We start from the raw sequence: 18,249 nt of genomic DNA, 5'->3' as shown, positions 1-18,249 counted from the left end.
GGTCAATCAGCTCCTGCCGTTGTCGTCGCCAGGTTCGCCGCCGACGTGATTGCCACGGTCATCACCCGGTTCGCCACCCACATGATTACCACGGTCATCACCAGGCTCACCGCCAACATGATTGCCATGGTCGTCGCCAGGTTCGCCGCCAACATGATTACCATGGTCATCGCCGGGCTCACCGCCCACATGATTGCCATGGTCATCACCGGGCTCACCACCGACATGATTGCCATGATCATCGCCAGGCTCTGAATGGTTGCTGCTGCGTCCGGAGTTCGAGTTGCCGGCCTGGCCCGCGCTGGCGTCGCCATGGCTGCTGCCGCTATGACCGCTGCCACTGCTGCTGCCACTGCCGTTGCCAGCATGGCCACCACCATTGCCGCTTCCACCATGGCCGCCTGAACCTCCGCTTCCACCGCCGCTGCCGCCGTGACCGCCACCGCCACCGCCACCGCCGTGGCCACCACCACCGCCACCGCCACCGTGACCGCCGCCACCGCCTCCACCATGGCCGCCACCACCTCCACCGTGACCGCCTCCACCGCCTCCACCATGGCCGCCACCGCCTCCACCGCCGTGGCCACCGCCACCGCCACCGCCACCATCTTTGGCGTAGGCACTGGAATACTGTGAAATCGAATCGGGGATCAAAACGAGGGAGGCCGACAGCACGCCGCCGATGGCCATTGCCAGTAAAGCCTTGTTGAACAGCCGATGAGTCTGCATCTTCCGTCTCCTGGTCATTACCGCGAGAAACGCAATATCAAGTCGGAAATCGTGGGGTATCGTTGTATTTTTTATTTCGTGGGAAATTTTCCCACATGAAAAAACTAGACCCCTTCGCCCAGGGATTCAAGCGACGCAGTGGAAAGCCGACCAGTGGAGATAATTTCGCGGGGCAAGCCCGCTCCCACCGGTTCGGGATATCCCCGGTGGGAGCGGGCTTGCCCCGCGATCAATTGCTCACGGCAGATAAAGCTTGAACAAGCCCCCGCCCAACACCCCGCCATTGGCGATCTCGATCCGCCCCTTTACCCCGTTGCGCTCGTGCAAGGCTGCAATTCGCGCAGCAAAGTACAGCCCCAACCCCGTGCTGCCACTCTGCGCATCAATACCCTGCACGTAGTCGTGCTGGCGTTCGAGCATACGTACCGGGAACCCCGCACCATCGTCGTTGATGCTCAACAACAGCTGATCGTCTTCATCACTCACCGTGATCAGCAAGGTGTGACCGGCATAGCGCATGGCATTGTTGAGGACGTTGGCGACCACCGAGCCGACCAGTTCACGATCAAAGAACCCCAGCGGACTGGCCGTTTCGATTCGCCAGCTGGCGAGGATATCGCGGTGCTGGAGCAGGTTCTGCTGGGCTGCCAGCTGCGCCTCGATGAAATCGTCCAGCTCGTGATAATCCGGACACATTGGCAGCTGATTGACGCCCAGCTTGTACAGCCCCAGCAATTGCACGAGCATGCCGTTGAGATGGGTGAACTCGTACTCCATCACACCCTGCTCACTGGTGTCGCGCAGATCCGCCGGCAGACGTGCCAACCACTGGCCATGGGCCTGGGTCAGCGCCGACAGGGAGTTTTTCACATCATGTACGGTGGAGGCGATCACCGTGGAGAAATCCAGCCCCTGATTGTCCTGGTTCATGCGCCAAAAGCCCGGATGTGCAGTTTGCGGTAACGGTCGTAGCGACTGTCGCTCTCGGGAATACCGGCCACACAGGTCAGGCAGGCGCGGCATTCGTCCATGATGGCTGGCGGCGGTGTTTCACCACCAATACGCAGCAAGGCCTGGGCGGTATTGAGGGCGATACTGATGTTCTTCGGCTGCAGCGTCAGGGCACGGCGGAACTGTCCCAGCGCTTCGCTGAGCTGACCCCCCTGATAGCTGCGCACCCCTTGGCGGTTGAGGTCGACGGCTTCGGTCACCGCCCCCAGCACCGCCGGATCGTCGGTCAGGCGCGCCACACTCTGCATCACCTTGGGGTCATCACCGTAGGTTTCCACGCAGTTTTTCAGAATCGAAGTGCCGGCCGATGCCTGGCCAAGCTGCTGCAACTGGGTCGCCACCACCAGTGCCGCTTCGACCGAGAAGAACTGCTCCATCTTGTCCAGACGAGCCATGGCCTGCTCGGTCAGTTTGGCAGCGGTCTCGGCATCGCCGGCCTGTTGCAGGCTGGCAGCTTTCATCAACCGCGCACGCACCTGCAGGCCCTGGTCCTCGACGTTTTCCTTGGCCACTTCACTGAGCACGGTGTTGATCTCGACGCGGGTACGCGCATCCAGGCCGTTACCCGCGTTCTTGTTCATCAGCGCCTGGACCAGGCCGAGGTTGCTCTCCGGGTCTTTGTAACGCGAACTCTGGCCCTGGCTGACCGCATGCCGATAGGCCTTCGAGGAGGTGTCATAGTCGTCATTGTTCAGTGCCAGCTTGCCGAGCATCATCTGCCGGCGTACCGCCAGCGGCGACAAGCGTACCGCCTCTTCAAGCACACCCTGGGCACGCTTGCTTTCCCCTTGGGCGACCAGCACCTCAGCCAGCCCGTCATACAGGCCTGGCATCATCGGAAAGGCTTTGAGCGCCTGTTCATATACACCCTGGGCCTGGGAAAGCTGATTGCGCTTGTACAGCAGGCTGCCCAGTGCCGCATAGGCCCAGGGCGTGGCCCGGCTGGAGATAATGGTGGTAAGGAATTTCCCCAGCTCGTCGTAACGATTCAGGTCACGTAATGCGTCGGCGCGATAGCGCAGGCACAAGGGCGCGAAGCGCGGGTCCTTCTTGCACAGTTCAGCGCAGGCCGCCAGCACTTCGGCCGGGCGGCCACGGTCCAGGGCCTGGAGGATCGGCTTGAGCAAGGTCTTGCGCTGCACCAGTTTTTCCAGGCGTTGAGCCAGGCCGATACGGTTGAACGGTTTGGTGAGATAGGCATCCGGCTCATGCTCCAGGGCGCTGAGGACAATCGCCTGGCTGGTCTCGGCGGTCACCATGAGAAACACACATTCATGGCTGATCAACTTGTCGAGGATCAGGTCTTCGAGCACCTGCTGGCCGTTCTTCTTGCCGTCGCCCAGGTGAAAGTCCTGGAGGATGAAGTCATAACGCTTTTGCGCGCACATGCGCAGGGCCTGCTCACCGCTATCGGCAGTATCGACATCACGCACGCCCAGCTCGCGCAGCATGGACCGCGCCGAACTGCGAAAGTCCGAGAAATCATCGACGATCAGAAAACTTTTATGGCTGTAGACCTGCATCCACGAAACCTGACATGGCAAATAAAAAAAAGGATGCACAGACCTCAACAACCACAGGCTGGCTTCGCGGGTAAATCCGGCGCGACATCAGGGTCGACACGTATGGGCTGACAATCGGGGTTACACACAAGCGCCTGCTGCGGCCAGGCGGAACTGGTTTTCACCACTGCGCTTGGCTTCATACATGGCCAGGTCCGCAAGGTGAATCAAGGTGTCCATGCTCGCGGCATGATCCGGATAGATCGCCACCCCCAAGCTGGTACCCACCTGCAATAGCTCCCCGGCAACGATCATGGGAAAAGCCAGCGACTCGATCACATTGCCACACAGCAGCCGCACTTCCTCGTCCACCCCGACACCGGGCGAGAACCCTTCAAGGATCAGGACGAACTCATCGCCGCCAATCCTCGCCACGGTATCGGCCGAGCGCAGCATTTGCTTGAGCCGCTTGGCCGTAAACTTCAACACCTGGTCACCGATGACATGGCCGTGACGGTCGTTGATCGTCTTGAAGTCGTTAAGGTCAATAAACGCCAGGGCCACCCGCGTGTTGCTGGTGCGGGCCTTTTCCAGGGCCCGGGCCAGGCGCTGCTCAAAGGCCAGCCGGTTGGGCAGGCCGGTCAAGGCATCGTTATGCGCCAGGTTCTGCAGCTGGCTGGCCCAGGCCTTTTCTTCGGTGATATCACGTACCACCCCGATCATTTTCACCGCCTTGCCTTGACTGTTGCACACCACGTTGCCGGTCTCGCGCAGCCAGCGGACGCTGCCGTCAGGCCAGACCACGCGGTACTCCTCATCATGGTTTTCACCCGTTGCAATGCAGCGCAGTTCTCCGGCACGGACCTGATCACGGTCATCCGGGTGCACGCTGGCGCAGAAACGCTCATAGCTGGGGACGATTTCCCCGACCTGAAAGCCGAACATGGGATAGATAGCATCAGACCAATAGAGCTTTTCGGTGTCGATCTCCCAGTCCCAGGTGCCAATGCGGGCAAAGTACTGGCTGCGTTGGTAGCGCTCGATGTCTTCCGGCAGCACCGCACCGCCCGGTGCCTGTCTGCCGCCCGGAGCATCAAGGGAGCGGCGGAATTCACACAATTGCCGTTCAAGCTCACGCCCGCGCAACAACGCACGTATCCACAGGATCGACAGGGCCCCCAAGCCGATCCATGGCGCGACGATGTACAGCATCTGCGTCATGATGAAACGCTCAATGATGATAGCAAGCAGCCATCATCTTCGATCCTCTGCCCCTCGTAAAGCCTGGTGTAGACGCTAGTTCAGCGTACCGCCTGACAGGTCAGATCGGTGCCGTACCATTTCACTTTGGCTTCGCCCTGATGCTCCCAGAACTCGACGCCCTCGGCACCGTACTTGCTGCCGCTGCCTGAAGGCTGGGCGATGGCGATGGTTTGATCATCGCCATAGGTAAGCACCGCCGCTTGCGGTTCGAGCTGGTTGTAGAACACGGCGGTAAAGGGTTTGCTGTCGTCATTGCAGTCAAATTCGACGGCGGCCGGCACCTGAACCGCACCGGACTGGATCTGCAGTTTGACCATGCGCACCTGATACTGCTCAAGGACACAGGCATCGACATCGCTGGCTTTCCAGCATTCGTCACGGCCCTTGATCCAGCCGCGCTGGGTTGCCTTGAGCTGCTTTTGCGAATCGCTGTCGGCTTGGCCGAGCACGCGTTTATAGAGGGCGGCGAGGTCACGATCGAGTTTGCTCAGTTGCGGGCTCTGGCACACTTTCAGGGCCACGCCCTCGGCCTTGTCGCAGGAAAACGACGGCCCTTCTGCTGCCAGTGCCGTACCTATGGGCAACCAGCAGGTCAGCAGCACCAGGGTGCGTGCATGGGACATGGGCGAGGCCTCCAGCGGAAAAGAACCTGCCAGACAGTACAGCAGATATTCCTCCCGTGGCCGCACATTCAGTCGTCAGGCCAGCAGGCCCAGGGATTTGGCCCGGGCGACAGCCTGAGTCCTGCGCTCGACGCCCAGCTTGCTGTTGATGTGGCTGGCGTGGGTCTTGACCGTATGCAAGGAGATGAACAGCCGGTCACTGATTTCCTGGTTGGAACAACCCTGGGCGATCAACTCCAGCACCGCCTTCTCCCGTGCGCTCAAGGTCTCGCAGCTGGCCCTGGCGACTGGTGCAGCATCAAGGGCCGGCAACAGCGCCAGCAGGCTGGCCTGCGCCGGACCCGCAGGCTGCATCAGCAACTGTTCACGCAGCCACAGCGGGTGTTCCTGCACCAGCCGCTGGAATGCCTGCAAGGCGCCACCGCGGCCAGCCTCCAGGCTCAGTGCCAACAAATCACGGGCCTGCATCTCGTTACCGCTGGCCAGCAACAGGTCTGTCCACTGGCACAGCGCGGTCACACACAACAACTGGCCGCCACTGGCCTGACCGCGCTCTACCAGCGCTTGCAGACGTTGTCCGGCCTGCTCCAGGCGCCCTTGGGTACGCTCGAGCAAGGCCTGTTGCAATTCGATATGCAGCCCCAGCAAAGGATGGAACTCCGGTGCCGCCGCCGCTTTTTTGCCGCCGTAGGTCTGGCCCAGTCGCAACAACCAGGACTCGGCCAGATCAGTACGCCCCTGGGCCAGCCAGAGTTCGCATTTGATCAGGGTAATCATCGCCAGATAGAAAATCGGCGGTACGTCCCAGATGTGCATCAGCCGCTCGGCCTCGGCCAGTTCGGCGAAGGCTTCGGTAAAGCGCCCTTCGCGGCCATCCTGCGAAGCGATCACGCAATGCCCGATCAGCACGCTGATGTCGCGACAGGCCCGGGCCTCGACCAGGCCTGCGCGCAGGCGGCTGCGCCCAGCTTCCGGTTGCAGGCGCGCGACCAGCAGATAACCTTCGTACAAGGTCAGGCGCGCCCGCGCGGCGTACAAGCGTTGCGCCGACAGCCCCTGCAGACGCTGCAAGCCCTGGCGCACTTCATCGAGTGCGCGCAGCACTTCGCCGCGCGCATGCAGCACCCGCGCGCGATCGTAATGGGCCAGGGCTTCAAACAACGGGTTACCGACCCGCTGCGCCAGCTCCAGGGCCTCGCGGTTCCAGCTGCGGGCCCGCGAGAAGTCCGCGTCGGCAATGGCCAGGTTGGAAACCGTCGACAAGCACACCAGGCGCTGGCCATAGCGCTTCTGCGGCAAGCTGCGCAGGGCTTCGACGCAATAGGCCCGGGTGCGCTCGCGATCGCCACGGCCACGGGCGATGACACCACTCAAGGCCAGCCATTGCGCGAGCATGGAGCGTTGGGCCGTCGCCGAAGGCGCTGGCAGAAAGCGACTCAGGTGACTGGCCAGCTCTTCGGCGGCGTCGAGCTGCCCGGCCAGGCCCAAGGCCCAGCTGTACAGCACAATCAGCCGTGGTGTACTGATCAGCAGGCTGTCGGGCAGGTCCATCTTCCAGCGCAGCAACATACCGACGTTCTGCTCGGCCAGCAGTTGCTCTTCGGAAAGGTTCTGCACCAGGTTGGCGGCAACATCCAGGTGCCCTGCCCGCAAGGCTTGCTCCACCGCCTCGTCGAGTAACCCCTGGCCCTGAAACCAGCGGCAGGCACGCAGGTGCAGGCTCGACAGCGGCAGGCTGGGTTGGCGGCTGCGCAGCAGGTCGGAAAACAGATGGTGATAGCGGTACCAGCGCCCATGTTCGTCCAGCGGCACCAGAAACACCTGATGCGCCTGCAGGTAAGCGATGATCTCGGCGCTGTCGTGACTCTCTCGCAGGGCATCGCACAGCTCGCTGCAGAAGCGCTCCTGGCACGCGGTGTCGTTGAGGAAGCCCTGAACGTCGGCCGGCAGAATATCGATCACTTCTTCGAGCAGGTAATCGCGGATCAATCCCTCGCCGCCATGCAGGGCCTGCGGCAAGGCACTGTCGGCGCCAGACTCACTGGCCGCCAGCTGCCAGAAACGCAGCCCGGCAATCCAGCCGTCACTGCGCTGGATCAGGTTATCCAGGGCCTGGCCGCGCAAGCCGGTCGACTGCTGGCCCAGCACCGCCAGCGACTCGTCTGGGGTCAGGCGCAAGTCCTGTTCGTTGAGTTCGAGCAATTGGCGCGACAGGCGCAGGCGCGCCAGGTGCCAGTCCGGGCGCAAGCGACTGGTAACCAGCAGCACCAACCCCGGTGGCAAATGGTTGAGGAAAAACTGCAGGCAGCGATCCAGTACCGGGCCCTGGGCCAGATGGTAGTCATCGAGCACCAGCAATAACGGATTGTGTGGCTGCAGATGGAAAGCCAGTTCATCAAGCAGGCCATCGAGCCACTCTTCAAAGGCGAACGGCTGATGGCGCTGGCGCATCTTGAGCAGGCCCAGGGCCTGGTTGCCCAGCACCGGACAATACTGCTGCAAGCCTTCAAGCAAGCGTTCGAGAAAGCGTCCCGGATCGTTGTCGCGACGGCTCAACCCCAGCCACAGGCTGCTCCAGTGACTGGGCAGGCCCTGACAGAACTCCACTGCCAGGGAACTCTTGCCGAACCCGGCCGGCGCAGTGACCAGCAACAAGCGGCCGCCCAGCCCGGATTGCAGGCGTTGGCACAAGCGCGCCCGCGGCACATGCCCTTCAGGCAGTGGCGGACGATAGAAGCGTCCTTCCAGGACACTCATGGCCTGGCCGGCGAACCCTTGCGTACGGGACAGATCAGTCATGGCCGGCTCGTTTTAGTTAGAGAATCTTCGGCAGTACGGGTCAGCGCAGACTAGCGGTTAAAAACGCACATTTGAAGATGATTGCCGCGTTTTGCGGAAAAAAGACTACAACAAAAAGCGACAATCCCGGATCAGGCAGGCCGCGCAAACAGAAACGCCCCGGCAAGCCGGGGCGTTCTGGGAGATCACACGGAGGTTTGAAGCTTAGCGCACACCTTCCTGGCGAAGCGCTGCGGGCTGGAAGTCAGCTTTTGACGCAGTGAAACCAAAATCGTAGGCACTTTTCTCTTCGTTTTTCATGCCCAGAGCCAAATAACGACCCGACTGCAGGTCATAGATGGCTTCCAGGGTGTACCACGGCACCTGGACATTGTAGTAGTCCTGGGAGTGGGCTTCGGAAACGCGCCACAGTTGATTGCGACCGTCGTATTGGTCGATCACTGCAGCCTGCCAGGTGTCTTCGTCGATGTAGAAGTCACGCTTGGCGTAGATATGACGCTGGCCTGGCTTGAGGGTGGCGACCACGTGCCAGACGCGGCGCAGCTCATAGCGGGTCAAGTCCTGGTTGATGTGCCCGGCCTTGATGATGTCGCTGTACTTGAGCTTTGGATCGTCGAGTTTGTAGCTGTTGGAGGCGATGTACAGCTCTTTCTTGCCTTCCAGCTTCCAGTCGTAGCGATCCGGTGCACCGTTGAACATGTCCAGGTTATCGGAAGTGCGCAGGCCATCAGCAGCAGTACCTGGGCCGTCATAAGAGACTTGTGGCGCGGCACGTACCCGGCGCTGACCGGCGTTATAGACCCACGCTTTGCGCGGCTCCGTGACTTGGTCAAGCGTTTCATGAACCAACAGTACGGTGCCAGCCAGACGCGCTGGTGCCGTTACATTCTGCTTGAAGTAGAACAGCACGTTACCTGGCTCGGCCGGGTTGTAATCCTTGATTTTGTCGCGGAAGACAAATTGGTCCTTGAAGTACACCAGGCTATACGACCCGTTGGTTTGCGGTGTGGCCTGGGTTACCAATCGGGTCACGCTGCCGCCACGGTAGCGAGTGATGTGGTTCCAGATCGCTTCCAGGCCGCTCTTCGGAATTGGGAACGGCACCGCCGTGTGGAAATTCTCCAGACCGTTACCGCCCTCTATCAGCTTGGTCTTGGTGGCGTTTTCCTTGATCGCGGCAAACACATCAGCCGGCACGGTCGCCCCACGGTGGGTCGGGTAGACCGGCAGCTTGTAGCTGTCCGGGTAGCGCTTGAGCATCGCGATCTGACCCGGGGACAGTTTGTCCTTGTACTGGTCGACGTTCTGCGCGGTGATGGTATACAGCGGCTTTTCGCCGGCGTACGGGTCGGCCAGGAAGCCTTTGCCATCAACGGCGCCGGCATTGGTGGCCAGCGGCTTCCAGGCGCTGATCGAACCGTCGGCATTACCGGCCTTTTCCGCACCCATCGGCGTCAGCGTCGTGCCCAGCTTGGCGGCCTCGTCGGCGGACACCGCCGCCATGACACCGGTTGCCAGCAGCGACAGGCCCAACACACCGGCTTGCAGCAGATTCTTGGTCATTTTCATGTTCATGCTCGTCCTGAATCCGTGTTCTTAGAAGTTCACACCGAAGCTGAGGGCGATGAAATCGCGGTCATCCACGGTGGTGTACTTGCCGTCGAAGAAGTTGGTGTACGACAGGCTGGTGGTATAGGTGTTCTGGTACTCGGCATCCAGACCCAGGCTGATCGCCTTGCGCCCTTCCTCGAAGTTGCCGCCAGGGCCCGGGGAGTAACCGGAGACGTCATGCGACCAGGCCACGTTAGGCTTGAGGTTGACCCCGGCGAATACGTCGTTGTAGTCCCAGATCGCCCGAGCGCGGTAGCCCCAGGAGGTGCTGGTGGTAAAGCCATCGTTCTCGCATTTGCGCGAGAGGTTGGCCGAAGAGGCATTGTTGCCAGCACCACTGATGGTCCGACCATTGAGGAACTCACAGGTATTCACCGGGCCGGTAGGCTCCAGCGGCCCTGGACCGTAGACCGGGTCACGGCCGTAGCGCATCTTGTGCGCGTTTTCCAGGCCGCCGACGTGCGTAACACCGACTTCACCGACCACGGTCAGGCGGCTGGCACCCATCACCTGGTCAAAGAAGTGGGTGAGCGTGGTCTGGAACTGGGTGATTTCCTTACGGGTGTAACCATGCTGGTCCTGGCCTGGAACGCCCTTGAGCAGCGACGCGTTGCCAAAGCCCGGGATTGGCGTGACACCGGAGTAGAGGATATCGGTGGTGTTGAGCTGGACCGGCGCGTTAGGCCGGTAGCTCAGTTCACCGCTCCACGCGGTGCCGGTAGGCAGGGTGGTGGAGAAGCTCAGGCCATACAGGCGGATGTCTTCAGGGTATTCGACGAAGTACTGCGAGTTGCCCGCAACGATCAACGGCGCCAGGGGCCGCAGTGACGCCGGCAGGCGCGACAGCCCGGCATAGACTGACGGAGAGGCGCCCGTGGCACTGAAAATCGGCGCACGGCTGTGGTAGTTCATGAAGTAGGCGCCAAACTCGGTATCGAGCGGCTCGAACATGTAGCGCATGGCCACGCCGAACTGGCCACTGTCACGCGCATCGCGGTCCGGGCCACGGTCGACCTTCACACCTTCGGTGTTGATGTCGACGCCCTGGCTGGCGAGGAAACCCAGGGCCTGTGGCGGCAGGCTGCGGCTGCTGTTGAGCAGGCGCAGGTTGTCGGTACAGCCGTCGGCGATCACGTCAGGCTGGGAGAAGAACGTGCCGCAGTTGTCGACGACGGTCTGGTCCCATTCGATCTGGTAGAAGGCTTCGGCCGAGAGGTTGTCGGTCAGGCTCTGCGACACATAGAACATGTTGACCGGGATCAGACCTTCCTTGACCTCGGCGCCAGGACGGCGGAAGGCGGCCACGTCGATCGGGTTGATCGAGTTGATACCGCCACCGATGAAGGTACTTTCACCCCAGCTGACCACCTGCTTGCCCAGACGCACCGAACCTGGCTGATCGGCGATGGAGTAGTTGTGATAGACGAAGGCGTCGAGGATCTCGCTACCGGCGGACTTGGCGCCCTCTTTGCGGTTGGAGTCGCTGATGTCCTTGAACTCGCGGTGTTCATCCTTGAGCTCGAAGTCGTACCAGTACTTGCCACGCACGAACACACCGGTATCGCCGTACTTGAGCTCCAGGTCGTGGATGCCCTTGAAGATTTTCGAGAAGGTCTCACCGCGCTTGAAGTTCAGGTGGCCGTCGTCGGAGGTCTGCGACAAGCCTTTGCCGCCGTTGTTGACGCCAATCAGGTTCTCGTTCGGTTTAGCCGTCGACCAACTGGCCCCCACGGACAGCGACGAGTCGAACGACCCTTCGATTTCACCGATGTTGAAACTGACGCCGAATGCAGGACCGGCGAGCGTAGAAGCGAGGCTGACGGCCAAAGGCAGTTTCGCCCGGCGCCAGAACAGATTTACTGATGTCATCGACGCTACTCCATGTACTTTCTTTATTTTTATGGCAGTGAGTCCTTTGCAGAAACGCTTTGTTCGACAGGTGTGAGCGCACCTTGATCGTCGAGCAAGTGGCTGGGCACATTCATGTGCTGCCCCCCATTCCTGAAAATCCCCTGACCCGACTATAGCCAGCAGGTACGGGTGCTTGATCCCTCTAAAGTGTGATTTGCATGTCTGCCCCTGTGGCATGGTGTTGCACACCTGCCGCTGTGCTGGCTGGGCAAGAATGGCTGAAAAATGTCATTTGACAAGGCGAATATGTGTCTAGCCTGCGGGTCGCACCCGATCGGGCACGACCCGCGAGCCATCACAGGGTCGAGAGAAACGTGCTGTTACTGGCTTGCCACTGAGTGATGTCCAGGCGGATGCGCTTCTTGTCGAGCTTGCCGACGCTGGTCTTGGGAATTTCAGTAACAAGGGCAATCTGACTGGGAATCGCCCACTTGTTGATGTGTCCGAGCTCGACAAAAGGCTTGAGGTGCTCCTTGAGCGCCTTGGCATCGATGGCCTGGTTTTCATGGACGACCAGCAGGGCAAACGGCCGCTCGCCCCACTGCGGATCGGCGACCCCGACCACCGCCACCTCGCGAATCGCCGGATGACGGCTGATCAGGTCTTCAAGCTCCAGCGAGGAGATCCACTCGCCGCCGGTCTTGATCACATCCTTGATGCGATCACGAATGTCGATCACGCCCATGCTGTCGAGGGTGGCCACGTCACCGGTGTGCAGCCAGCCACCCTGCCAGAGTTCGGCGCCCTTTTCCGGCTCGCGGAAGTAGCCCATGGTCAGCCAGGGCGCGCGCAGTACCAGCTCGCCTTGCGTTTCGCCATCGTTGGGGAGGAATTTGCCCTCACCATCGACAATCGCCGTTTCCACCAACGGCACCGGCACACCGGCCTTGATCCGGTAGGTGATGCACTCATCCTCGCTGCCGGCCAGCAGCTCGTCGTTGAGGTGGGCGGCCGAGACCAGCGGGCAGGTCTCGGACATCCCGTAAGCGGCGGTCAGTTGAATGCCACGGGCCTTGGCAGCTTCGTACAGAGCGCGGTTCAGCGCACTGCCGCCAATGATGATTTTCCAGCCGCCGAAGTCCTGGTCTTGCGCGCCTTTGGCATTGAGCAGCATCTGCAGGATCGTGGGTACGCAATGGGAGAAGGTAACCTTCTCGTTGCGCCACAGCTGGCACATCATTTCCGGCTCGTAACGCCCAGGGTAGACCTGTTTGATCCCCAGCATCGTTGCCACATAAGGAATGCCCCAGGCATGCACGTGGAACATCGGGGTGATCGGCATGTACACATCGTTACTGCCCAGCAGGCGCACACTGTCGATGCTGCCGGTTACCGACGCGGCAGCCAGGGTGTGCAGCACCAGCTGCCGGTGGGTGAAGTACACACCTTTGGGGTTACCGGTGGTACCGGTGGTGTAGAAGGTCGTGGCGACCGAGTTCTCGTCGAAATCAGGGAAGTCATACACCGGGCTGGCGGCGGCGAGCAATTGCTCGTACTCGCCCACCAGGTTCGGCAGATCGGCGGTCTTGGACTCTCCGTCAGTCAGCAGCAGGGTTTTCTCTACCGTGGTCAGGTGCCCGGCGATGGCCTGGTACAGGCCGACAAAATCGCTGTTGACCAGCACGAAGCGGTCGTCGGCGTGGTTCATGGTGTAGAGGATCTGCTCCGGTGACAGGCGCACGTTGATGGTGTGCACCACCGCACCGATCATCGGGATCGCGAACATGCATTCCAGGTAACGATGGCTGTCCCAGTCCATCACCGCCACGGTGTCACCGGCCTTGACCCCGGCCTCGGTCAGCACGTTGGCCAGGCGCGCGATGCGCTCGTTGAGGGTCAGGTAGCTGTAGCGCAACTGATCGCGGTAAACGATTTCGCGGGTTTTCTCGTAGCGGCTGCCGGACAACAGCAAGCGCTTGATCAACAGTGGAAACTGATAAGCGCCCTCGGCAGGCGCAATGACACGAGTCTGCAACATAGGAGTCCCTTTTCTAGAGTGCACGAGCTGGGCAAGACATGACCCACTCTAGAACGCCGCAACGCCGGCCAAATCAGCCGAAGGAATGATTTGACCGGGCAAATCGCTAGAGGCAAATTGCCATCAGTGCATTTCGGTGAAGGCGATCTTCACACCCAGGGCAATCAGCACCGCGCCCATGGTGCGATCAAACCAGTGGCCCATACGCGCAAAGCCTGCGCGCACGCGCTGCTGGCTGAACAGCATGGCCACCAGGCAGAACCACAGACCGGTGGCGGCCGCCAGGTACACGCCGTAACCGGCCTGGATCGCCAGCGGCGTGTGCGGGTTGATCACCACGGTGAACAGCGACAGGAAGAACAGCGTGGCCTTGGGGTTCAGGCCATTGGTCATGAAGCCGGCGACAAACGCCGCTCGCGGCGTGCGCTCGACCGTCGAGGCCTGCACGCTATCGCTGCCGGGTGCGGCGGGACCTGCGCGCAAGGCCTTGAAACCGATGTACAGCAAATAAGCGGCGGCCAGCCACTTGAGGGCGTTGAACAACACAATCGATTGCGACACGATCAGGCCGATGCCCAGCAGCGAATAGCCGACATGCAGGAAAATCGCCATACCCACGCCAAAGGCCGTCCAGGTGCCGGCGCGGCGCCCGTGGGTAACGCTCTCGCGGACCACCACGGCAAAATCGGGACCGGGGCTGGCCACGGCCAGCAGGTGAATCAAGGCAACAGTCAGAAATTCAGCCCAGTACATGGGGGCTCCTTGCGGCAGTGGGTGAAGTCAGAAGAAAAGTACATTACGCCTTAGACACACCAAGTAACAACCGGTGGGAGCGGGCTTGCCCCGCGATTGCGCTAGCAACAGTCACACCGCATCGCGGGGCAAGCCCGCTCCCACAGATTAAGGCTGCTGCCAGTAGGATGGATTGGAATCAGGCCGCAAAAGACGATAATTTGCCTATTCGACCTGAGCCCGCCCGTCACTCACAGGAGCTTCCATGTCCACCCTGCGCCGCGCTGTTTTCCTCGACCATCACTCCCTGGACCTGGGCGATCTCAGCCTGGATCGCCTGCGCGGTTGCTTCGACGAGCTGCAACTATACGCGGCCACCGCCCCCGATCAGGTGATGGAACGCTTGCTGGGCGCTACCGTGGCCATCAGTAACAAAGTGATGATTGACGCCAGCACCCTGGCTGCCTGCCCCAACCTGAAGCTGATCCTGGTGGCTGCCACCGGCACCAACAATGTCGACCTGCAGGCTGCACAGGCGCAGGGCATTGTGGTCAGCAACTGCCAGGGCTACGGCACACCGTCGGTCGCTCAGCACACCCTGGCCCTGTTGCTGGCGCTGGCCACGCGCCTGCCGGACTATCAACACGCCGTGGCCGAGGGGCAATGGGCGCGGGCCAAGCAGTTCTGCCTGCTGGACTTCCCGATCGTCGAGCTGGAGGGCAAGACCCTCGGCATGCTCGGTCACGGCGAACTGGGCGGTGCCGTGGCGCGCCTGGCCGAAGCCTTTGGCATGCGCGTGCTGCTCGGACAGTTGCCCGGGCGCCCGCCACGCGAAGACCGCCTGCCGCTGGAAGAACTGCTCCCTCAGGTCGACGCGCTGACCTTGCACTGCCCGCTCAACGAACACACCCGCAACCTGATCGGCGCCCGCGAACTGGCGTTACTCAGGCCCGGCGCCTTCGTCATCAACACCGCCCGCGGCGGTCTGATCGACGAGCAGGCGCTGGCCGATAGCTTGCGCGCCGGTCATCTGGGCGGTGCCGCCACCGATGTGTTGAGTGTCGAGCCGCCGGTCCATGGCAACCCGTTACTGGCCAAAGACATCCCGCGCCTGATCGTCACCCCGCACAGCGCCTGGGGCGCGGTGGAGTCACGTCAGCGCATCGTCGAACAGCTGTGCGAAAACGCCGAGGCGTTTTTTGCCGGCAGCCCGCGTCGACAGGTCGGTTAAGCCGCGCCTGGCTCTGATAAACTGCGCCACTTTTTCAGGAGCCCCACCCATGGACCCGCGCAGTGAAGTGTTGCTTCGTCAGGCCGAGCTTTTCCAGGGCTCGCTGTTGCTCGCAGGCCTGCCCGCCGACGACCTGCTCGGCAAGCTGCCGGCCGCCCACGGCTGGAGCTGGCATGCCGGCGATCAGGCGGCTATCGATGCGCGCTTTGGCGGTCGCAGCCATTTCGGCGTAGAGGCGCCTGCCCAGGCGTTCGACGCTGCCGTACTGTTCCTGCCCAAATCGCGCGACCTGGCCAGCTACCTGCTCAATGCCCTGGCCTCGCGCCTGGCTGGACGCGAGCTGTACCTGGTCGGGGAAAAGCGCGGCGGCATCGAAGGCGCGGCAAAACAGCTGCATGCCTTTGGCAAGCCACGCAAGCTCGACAGCGCCCGCCACTGCCAGCTGTGGCAGGTCACCGTAGAACACGCACCGCAATTCAAGCCACTGCAAAGCCTGGCCGAACATTTCGAGCTGGAACTGGCTGACGGGCCACTGAAGATCGTCAGCCTGCCGGGCGTGTTCAGCCACGGCCGTCTGGATCGCGGCAGCGCCCTGCTGCTGGAAAACCTTGATCAACTGCCGGTCGGTCATGTCCTCGACTTCGGCTGCGGTGCCGGCGTGCTCGGTGCAGCCATCAAACGTGGTTATCCACAGAGCCGGATCACCCTGCTCGATGTCGACGCCTTTGCCGTCGCCAGCAGCCGCCTGACCCTGGCGGCCAATGGTCTGGAAGGTGAGGTGATCTGCGGTGACGGCATCGATGCCGCCCCCCGCGATCTGGATGTGATCCTGAGCAACCCGCCGTTCCACACCGGCGTTCACACCAATTACCAGGCCTCGGAAAACCTGCTGAGAAAATCAGCCGATCATCTGAAAAAAGGCGGAGAAATGCGCTTGGTCGCCAACAGCTTCCTGCGCTATCAACCGCTGATCGAAGAAGCACTGGGCAATTGCCGGATACGCGACGAGGGGCAAGGCTTTCGCATCTACCAGGCAACACGCGGATAAAATCAGCGCTTGCCGAATCGGATTTGCCTAGGCAGAATCCGCTCCGTCCTAGGGGAGTAGTCTCCCGCGAGCGCCCAGCTCGCCCGGTACGCGTCAACATACTTGGTCCACAGACCATGGCGCGTGCGACCCACGGTCCGCACAGACGGACCCAGGGTTTGACAAGACCTATGACACGCACACCTTACCCGGGGCGGGAAGGCTGTACGTGTCATAGCCGTGTCGACCCGCCCCCGTAGGAATCCTGATGCTGGAATCATTGCTCGTCCCGACCGCGATCGTGGCCCTTGCCGAAATTGGCGACAAGACCCAATTACTCGCGCTCATCCTCGCTGCCCGCTTCCGCAAGCCCTGGCCGATCATCGCCGGCATCATCGCCGCGACCCTGGCCAACCATGCGGCTGCCGGCGCTGTCGGCGCCTGGGTCAGCACCTTCTTCTCCGCCGCCACCCTGCACTGGATCCTCGCTGCGAGCTTCGCGGCCACTGCCTTGTGGACGCTGATCCCGGACAAGATGGATGACGACGAAGCCAGCACCGCGCGGCGCTTCGGTCCGTTCCTGACCACCCTGATTGCCTTCTTCATCGCCGAAATCGGTGACAAGACCCAGGTCGCCACGGTGATGCTCGCGGCCCAGTATCCGCACCTGATCATGGTGATCATCGGCACCACCCTGGGCATGCTGATTGCCAACGTGCCGGTCGTGCTGGCGGGCAACTTTGCCGCCGAGAAACTGCCTTTGACCCTGATCCGTCGCCTGGCGTCGGCCGCGTTCTTCGTACTGGCCGCCGTGGCGGTTTACTCGGCGATGCAGGTCAGTGGCTGGATAGGCTGATTGGTGTTGAATTCATCGCCGGCAAGGCCGGCTCCCACAGGGCCTGGCCTTTGTGGGAGCCGGCCTTGCCGGCGATAGGCCGTTTACTTCCTGGCCTGCTCGTACAACGGCATCACCTTCGGAATCGCCGCCTGCAACGACGCCTGACGGCTGGCCGAAGCCGGGTGAGTACTCATGAACTCTGGCTGCGAACCACCCGATGCCTGGCTCATCTTGTCCCACAGGGTGATCGCGGCATTGGGGTTGTAACCGGCACGAGCGGCCAGCTCCAGGCCGATCAGATCGGCTTCGTTCTCGTTGGCGCGGCTGTTGGGCAGGGTCATGCTGTACTGCACCACGGTGTCGGCAATTGCCAGGCTATCCTGGCCCAGCCCCAACAAGGCGCCTGCGCCCTGACGCGCCATCTGCACACCATAGGCCTTGGACATGGCTTCACGGCCATGTTCGCGCAAGGCGTGGGCAATTTCATGGCCCATCACCGCAGCGATCTCGTCATCGGTCAGCTTCAGCTTGTCGATCAGCCCGGTGTAGAAAAAGATCTTGCCGCCAGGACCGCAGTTGGCATTGAGCTCGTCACTCTTGATCAGGTTGACCTCCCAGTTCCACTGCGCCGCATCCGGGCGGAACTTCGGCGCCTGGGCAATCAGCCGGTCGGCAATCACCTGAACCCGCTTGGCCTGGGCACTGGTCTTGTCGAGCACACCCTTGCTCGACGCTTCACCCAGGGTCTGCTGGTACGACTGGGCATACATCTGGTTGACCTCGTCGGTCGACAGCATGCTGAACATATATTGCTTACGCTCGACACCCACGGCGCCGCCGCTGGTGGTGTTCACTGCCTGGCATCCGGAAAGCAGTACGCTGGCGCTCAGGGCGCCGATAACTAATGACTTACGCATGAAAACACTCCGTTCGAACATGCCGCGTATCCTAGGCCGACTCGGTTGAGCCCGCCACACCCCGCACGAAGAATTCT

The 18,249-nt window shown here is 61.7% G+C and carries 14 protein-coding genes and 1 riboswitch; of the genes, 3 read left to right on the top strand and 11 right to left on the bottom strand.

The window, feature by feature from the left end:
- Positions 1–6: 6 nt before the first annotated feature.
- From NPS47_RS13220 to NPS47_RS13175, 10 genes are all read right to left on the bottom strand, one after another.
- A complete protein-coding gene (locus tag NPS47_RS13220) occupies positions 7–729 on the bottom strand; it encodes a hypothetical protein (protein WP_274295362.1) in 723 nt (240 codons plus the stop codon).
- 237 nt (positions 730–966) lie between these two features.
- Entirely contained in the window at positions 967–1,659 is a 693-nt protein-coding gene (locus NPS47_RS13215; RefSeq protein ID WP_274295361.1) for a sensor histidine kinase, read from the bottom strand.
- On the bottom strand, positions 1,656–3,263 hold the full coding sequence (locus tag NPS47_RS13210) for a response regulator (protein WP_274295360.1): 1,608 nt from the start codon (positions 3,261–3,263) through the stop codon (positions 1,656–1,658). The genes NPS47_RS13215 and NPS47_RS13210 overlap by 4 nt, the downstream gene beginning before the upstream one ends.
- A 120-nt stretch (positions 3,264–3,383) precedes the next feature.
- Positions 3,384–4,463, bottom strand: a complete 1,080-nt coding sequence (locus NPS47_RS13205; protein ID WP_274295359.1) for a sensor domain-containing diguanylate cyclase — start codon at positions 4,461–4,463, stop codon at positions 3,384–3,386.
- 80 nt (positions 4,464–4,543) lie between these two features.
- Positions 4,544–5,128, bottom strand: coding sequence for an MliC family protein (locus NPS47_RS13200; protein ID WP_274295358.1), 585 nt, complete (start codon positions 5,126–5,128; stop codon positions 4,544–4,546).
- 75 nt (positions 5,129–5,203) lie between these two features.
- Positions 5,204–7,927 (bottom strand): LuxR C-terminal-related transcriptional regulator, encoded by a 2,724-nt coding sequence (locus NPS47_RS13195; protein ID WP_274295357.1) that lies wholly within the window; start codon positions 7,925–7,927, stop codon positions 5,204–5,206.
- A 204-nt stretch (positions 7,928–8,131) separates the two neighbouring features.
- Positions 8,132–9,496 (bottom strand): DUF1329 domain-containing protein, encoded by a 1,365-nt coding sequence (locus NPS47_RS13190; protein ID WP_274295356.1) that lies wholly within the window; start codon positions 9,494–9,496, stop codon positions 8,132–8,134.
- Between the two features lie 27 nt (positions 9,497–9,523).
- On the bottom strand, positions 9,524–11,407 hold the full coding sequence (locus NPS47_RS13185) for a DUF1302 domain-containing protein (protein ID WP_274295355.1): 1,884 nt from the start codon (positions 11,405–11,407) through the stop codon (positions 9,524–9,526).
- Positions 11,408–11,744: 337 nt separating this feature from the next.
- The gene (locus NPS47_RS13180; protein WP_274295354.1) at positions 11,745–13,427 is read right to left on the bottom strand and encodes a fatty acid--CoA ligase; all 1,683 of its coding nucleotides are present in this window, start codon (positions 13,425–13,427) and stop codon (positions 11,745–11,747) included.
- 123 nt (positions 13,428–13,550) lie between these two features.
- Complete coding sequence (locus NPS47_RS13175; protein ID WP_274295353.1) at positions 13,551–14,180, bottom strand: LysE family translocator; 630 nt, start codon at positions 14,178–14,180, stop codon at positions 13,551–13,553.
- A 244-nt stretch (positions 14,181–14,424) separates the two neighbouring features.
- Between NPS47_RS13175 and NPS47_RS13170 the strand changes: the two genes are divergently transcribed.
- The 3 genes from NPS47_RS13170 to NPS47_RS13160 all read left to right on the top strand — a co-directional run bounded on the left by NPS47_RS13170 (position 14,425) and on the right by NPS47_RS13160 (position 17,273).
- Positions 14,425–15,390: a 2-hydroxyacid dehydrogenase gene (locus NPS47_RS13170; RefSeq protein WP_274295352.1), complete on the top strand. Its 966-nt coding sequence runs from the start codon at positions 14,425–14,427 to the stop codon at positions 15,388–15,390.
- Positions 15,391–15,439: 49 nt separating this feature from the next.
- A complete protein-coding gene (locus NPS47_RS13165) occupies positions 15,440–16,438 on the top strand; it encodes a class I SAM-dependent methyltransferase (protein ID WP_274295351.1) in 999 nt (332 codons plus the stop codon).
- A 38-nt stretch (positions 16,439–16,476) separates the two neighbouring features.
- Positions 16,477–16,598: riboswitch (yybP-ykoY riboswitch) on the top strand.
- An 87-nt stretch (positions 16,599–16,685) separates the two neighbouring features.
- Positions 16,686–17,273 carry a TMEM165/GDT1 family protein gene (locus NPS47_RS13160; RefSeq protein ID WP_010225776.1) on the top strand — a complete coding sequence of 196 codons (588 nt, stop codon included), beginning with the start codon at positions 16,686–16,688 and terminating at the stop codon, positions 17,271–17,273.
- A gap of 83 nt (positions 17,274–17,356) precedes the next feature.
- Here NPS47_RS13160 and NPS47_RS13155 read toward each other — a convergent pair whose 3' ends face one another.
- The gene (locus tag NPS47_RS13155) at positions 17,357–18,172 is read right to left on the bottom strand and encodes a M48 family metallopeptidase (RefSeq protein WP_274295350.1); all 816 of its coding nucleotides are present in this window, start codon (positions 18,170–18,172) and stop codon (positions 17,357–17,359) included.
- Positions 18,173–18,249 lie beyond the last annotated feature (77 nt).

Origin of the sequence: Pseudomonas putida, assembly GCF_028682475.1 — a bacterium.
GTDB classification, from domain to species: Bacteria; Pseudomonadota; Gammaproteobacteria; order Pseudomonadales; family Pseudomonadaceae; genus Aquipseudomonas; species Aquipseudomonas putida_AG.
Note: the sequence above shows the minus strand (reverse complement) of the source record. Positions and strands in the feature narration are given on the sequence as shown.

Bases quoted from the DNA above. Each gene is read 5' to 3' on its own strand.
- NPS47_RS13180 (WP_274295354.1), bottom strand. From the start codon at position 13,427: ATGTTGCAGACTCGTGTCATTGCGCCTGCCGAGGGCGCTTATCAGTTT.
- NPS47_RS13215 (WP_274295361.1), bottom strand. From the start codon at position 1,659: ATGAACCAGGACAATCAGGGGCTGGATTTCTCCACGGTGATCGCCTCC.
- NPS47_RS13160 (WP_010225776.1), top strand. From the start codon at position 16,686: ATGCTGGAATCATTGCTCGTCCCGACCGCGATCGTGGCCCTTGCCGAA.
- NPS47_RS13200 (WP_274295358.1), bottom strand. From the start codon at position 5,128: ATGTCCCATGCACGCACCCTGGTGCTGCTGACCTGCTGGTTGCCCATA.
- NPS47_RS13165 (WP_274295351.1), top strand. From the start codon at position 15,440: ATGGACCCGCGCAGTGAAGTGTTGCTTCGTCAGGCCGAGCTTTTCCAG.
- NPS47_RS13195 (WP_274295357.1), bottom strand. From the start codon at position 7,927: ATGACTGATCTGTCCCGTACGCAAGGGTTCGCCGGCCAGGCCATGAGT.
- NPS47_RS13205 (WP_274295359.1), bottom strand. From the start codon at position 4,463: ATGACGCAGATGCTGTACATCGTCGCGCCATGGATCGGCTTGGGGGCC.
- NPS47_RS13185 (WP_274295355.1), bottom strand. From the start codon at position 11,407: ATGACATCAGTAAATCTGTTCTGGCGCCGGGCGAAACTGCCTTTGGCC.
- NPS47_RS13175 (WP_274295353.1), bottom strand. From the start codon at position 14,180: ATGTACTGGGCTGAATTTCTGACTGTTGCCTTGATTCACCTGCTGGCC.
- NPS47_RS13190 (WP_274295356.1), bottom strand. From the start codon at position 9,496: ATGAAAATGACCAAGAATCTGCTGCAAGCCGGTGTGTTGGGCCTGTCG.
- NPS47_RS13170 (WP_274295352.1), top strand. From the start codon at position 14,425: ATGTCCACCCTGCGCCGCGCTGTTTTCCTCGACCATCACTCCCTGGAC.
- NPS47_RS13220 (WP_274295362.1), bottom strand. From the start codon at position 729: ATGCAGACTCATCGGCTGTTCAACAAGGCTTTACTGGCAATGGCCATC.
- NPS47_RS13210 (WP_274295360.1), bottom strand. From the start codon at position 3,263: ATGCAGGTCTACAGCCATAAAAGTTTTCTGATCGTCGATGATTTCTCG.
- NPS47_RS13155 (WP_274295350.1), bottom strand. From the start codon at position 18,172: ATGCGTAAGTCATTAGTTATCGGCGCCCTGAGCGCCAGCGTACTGCTT.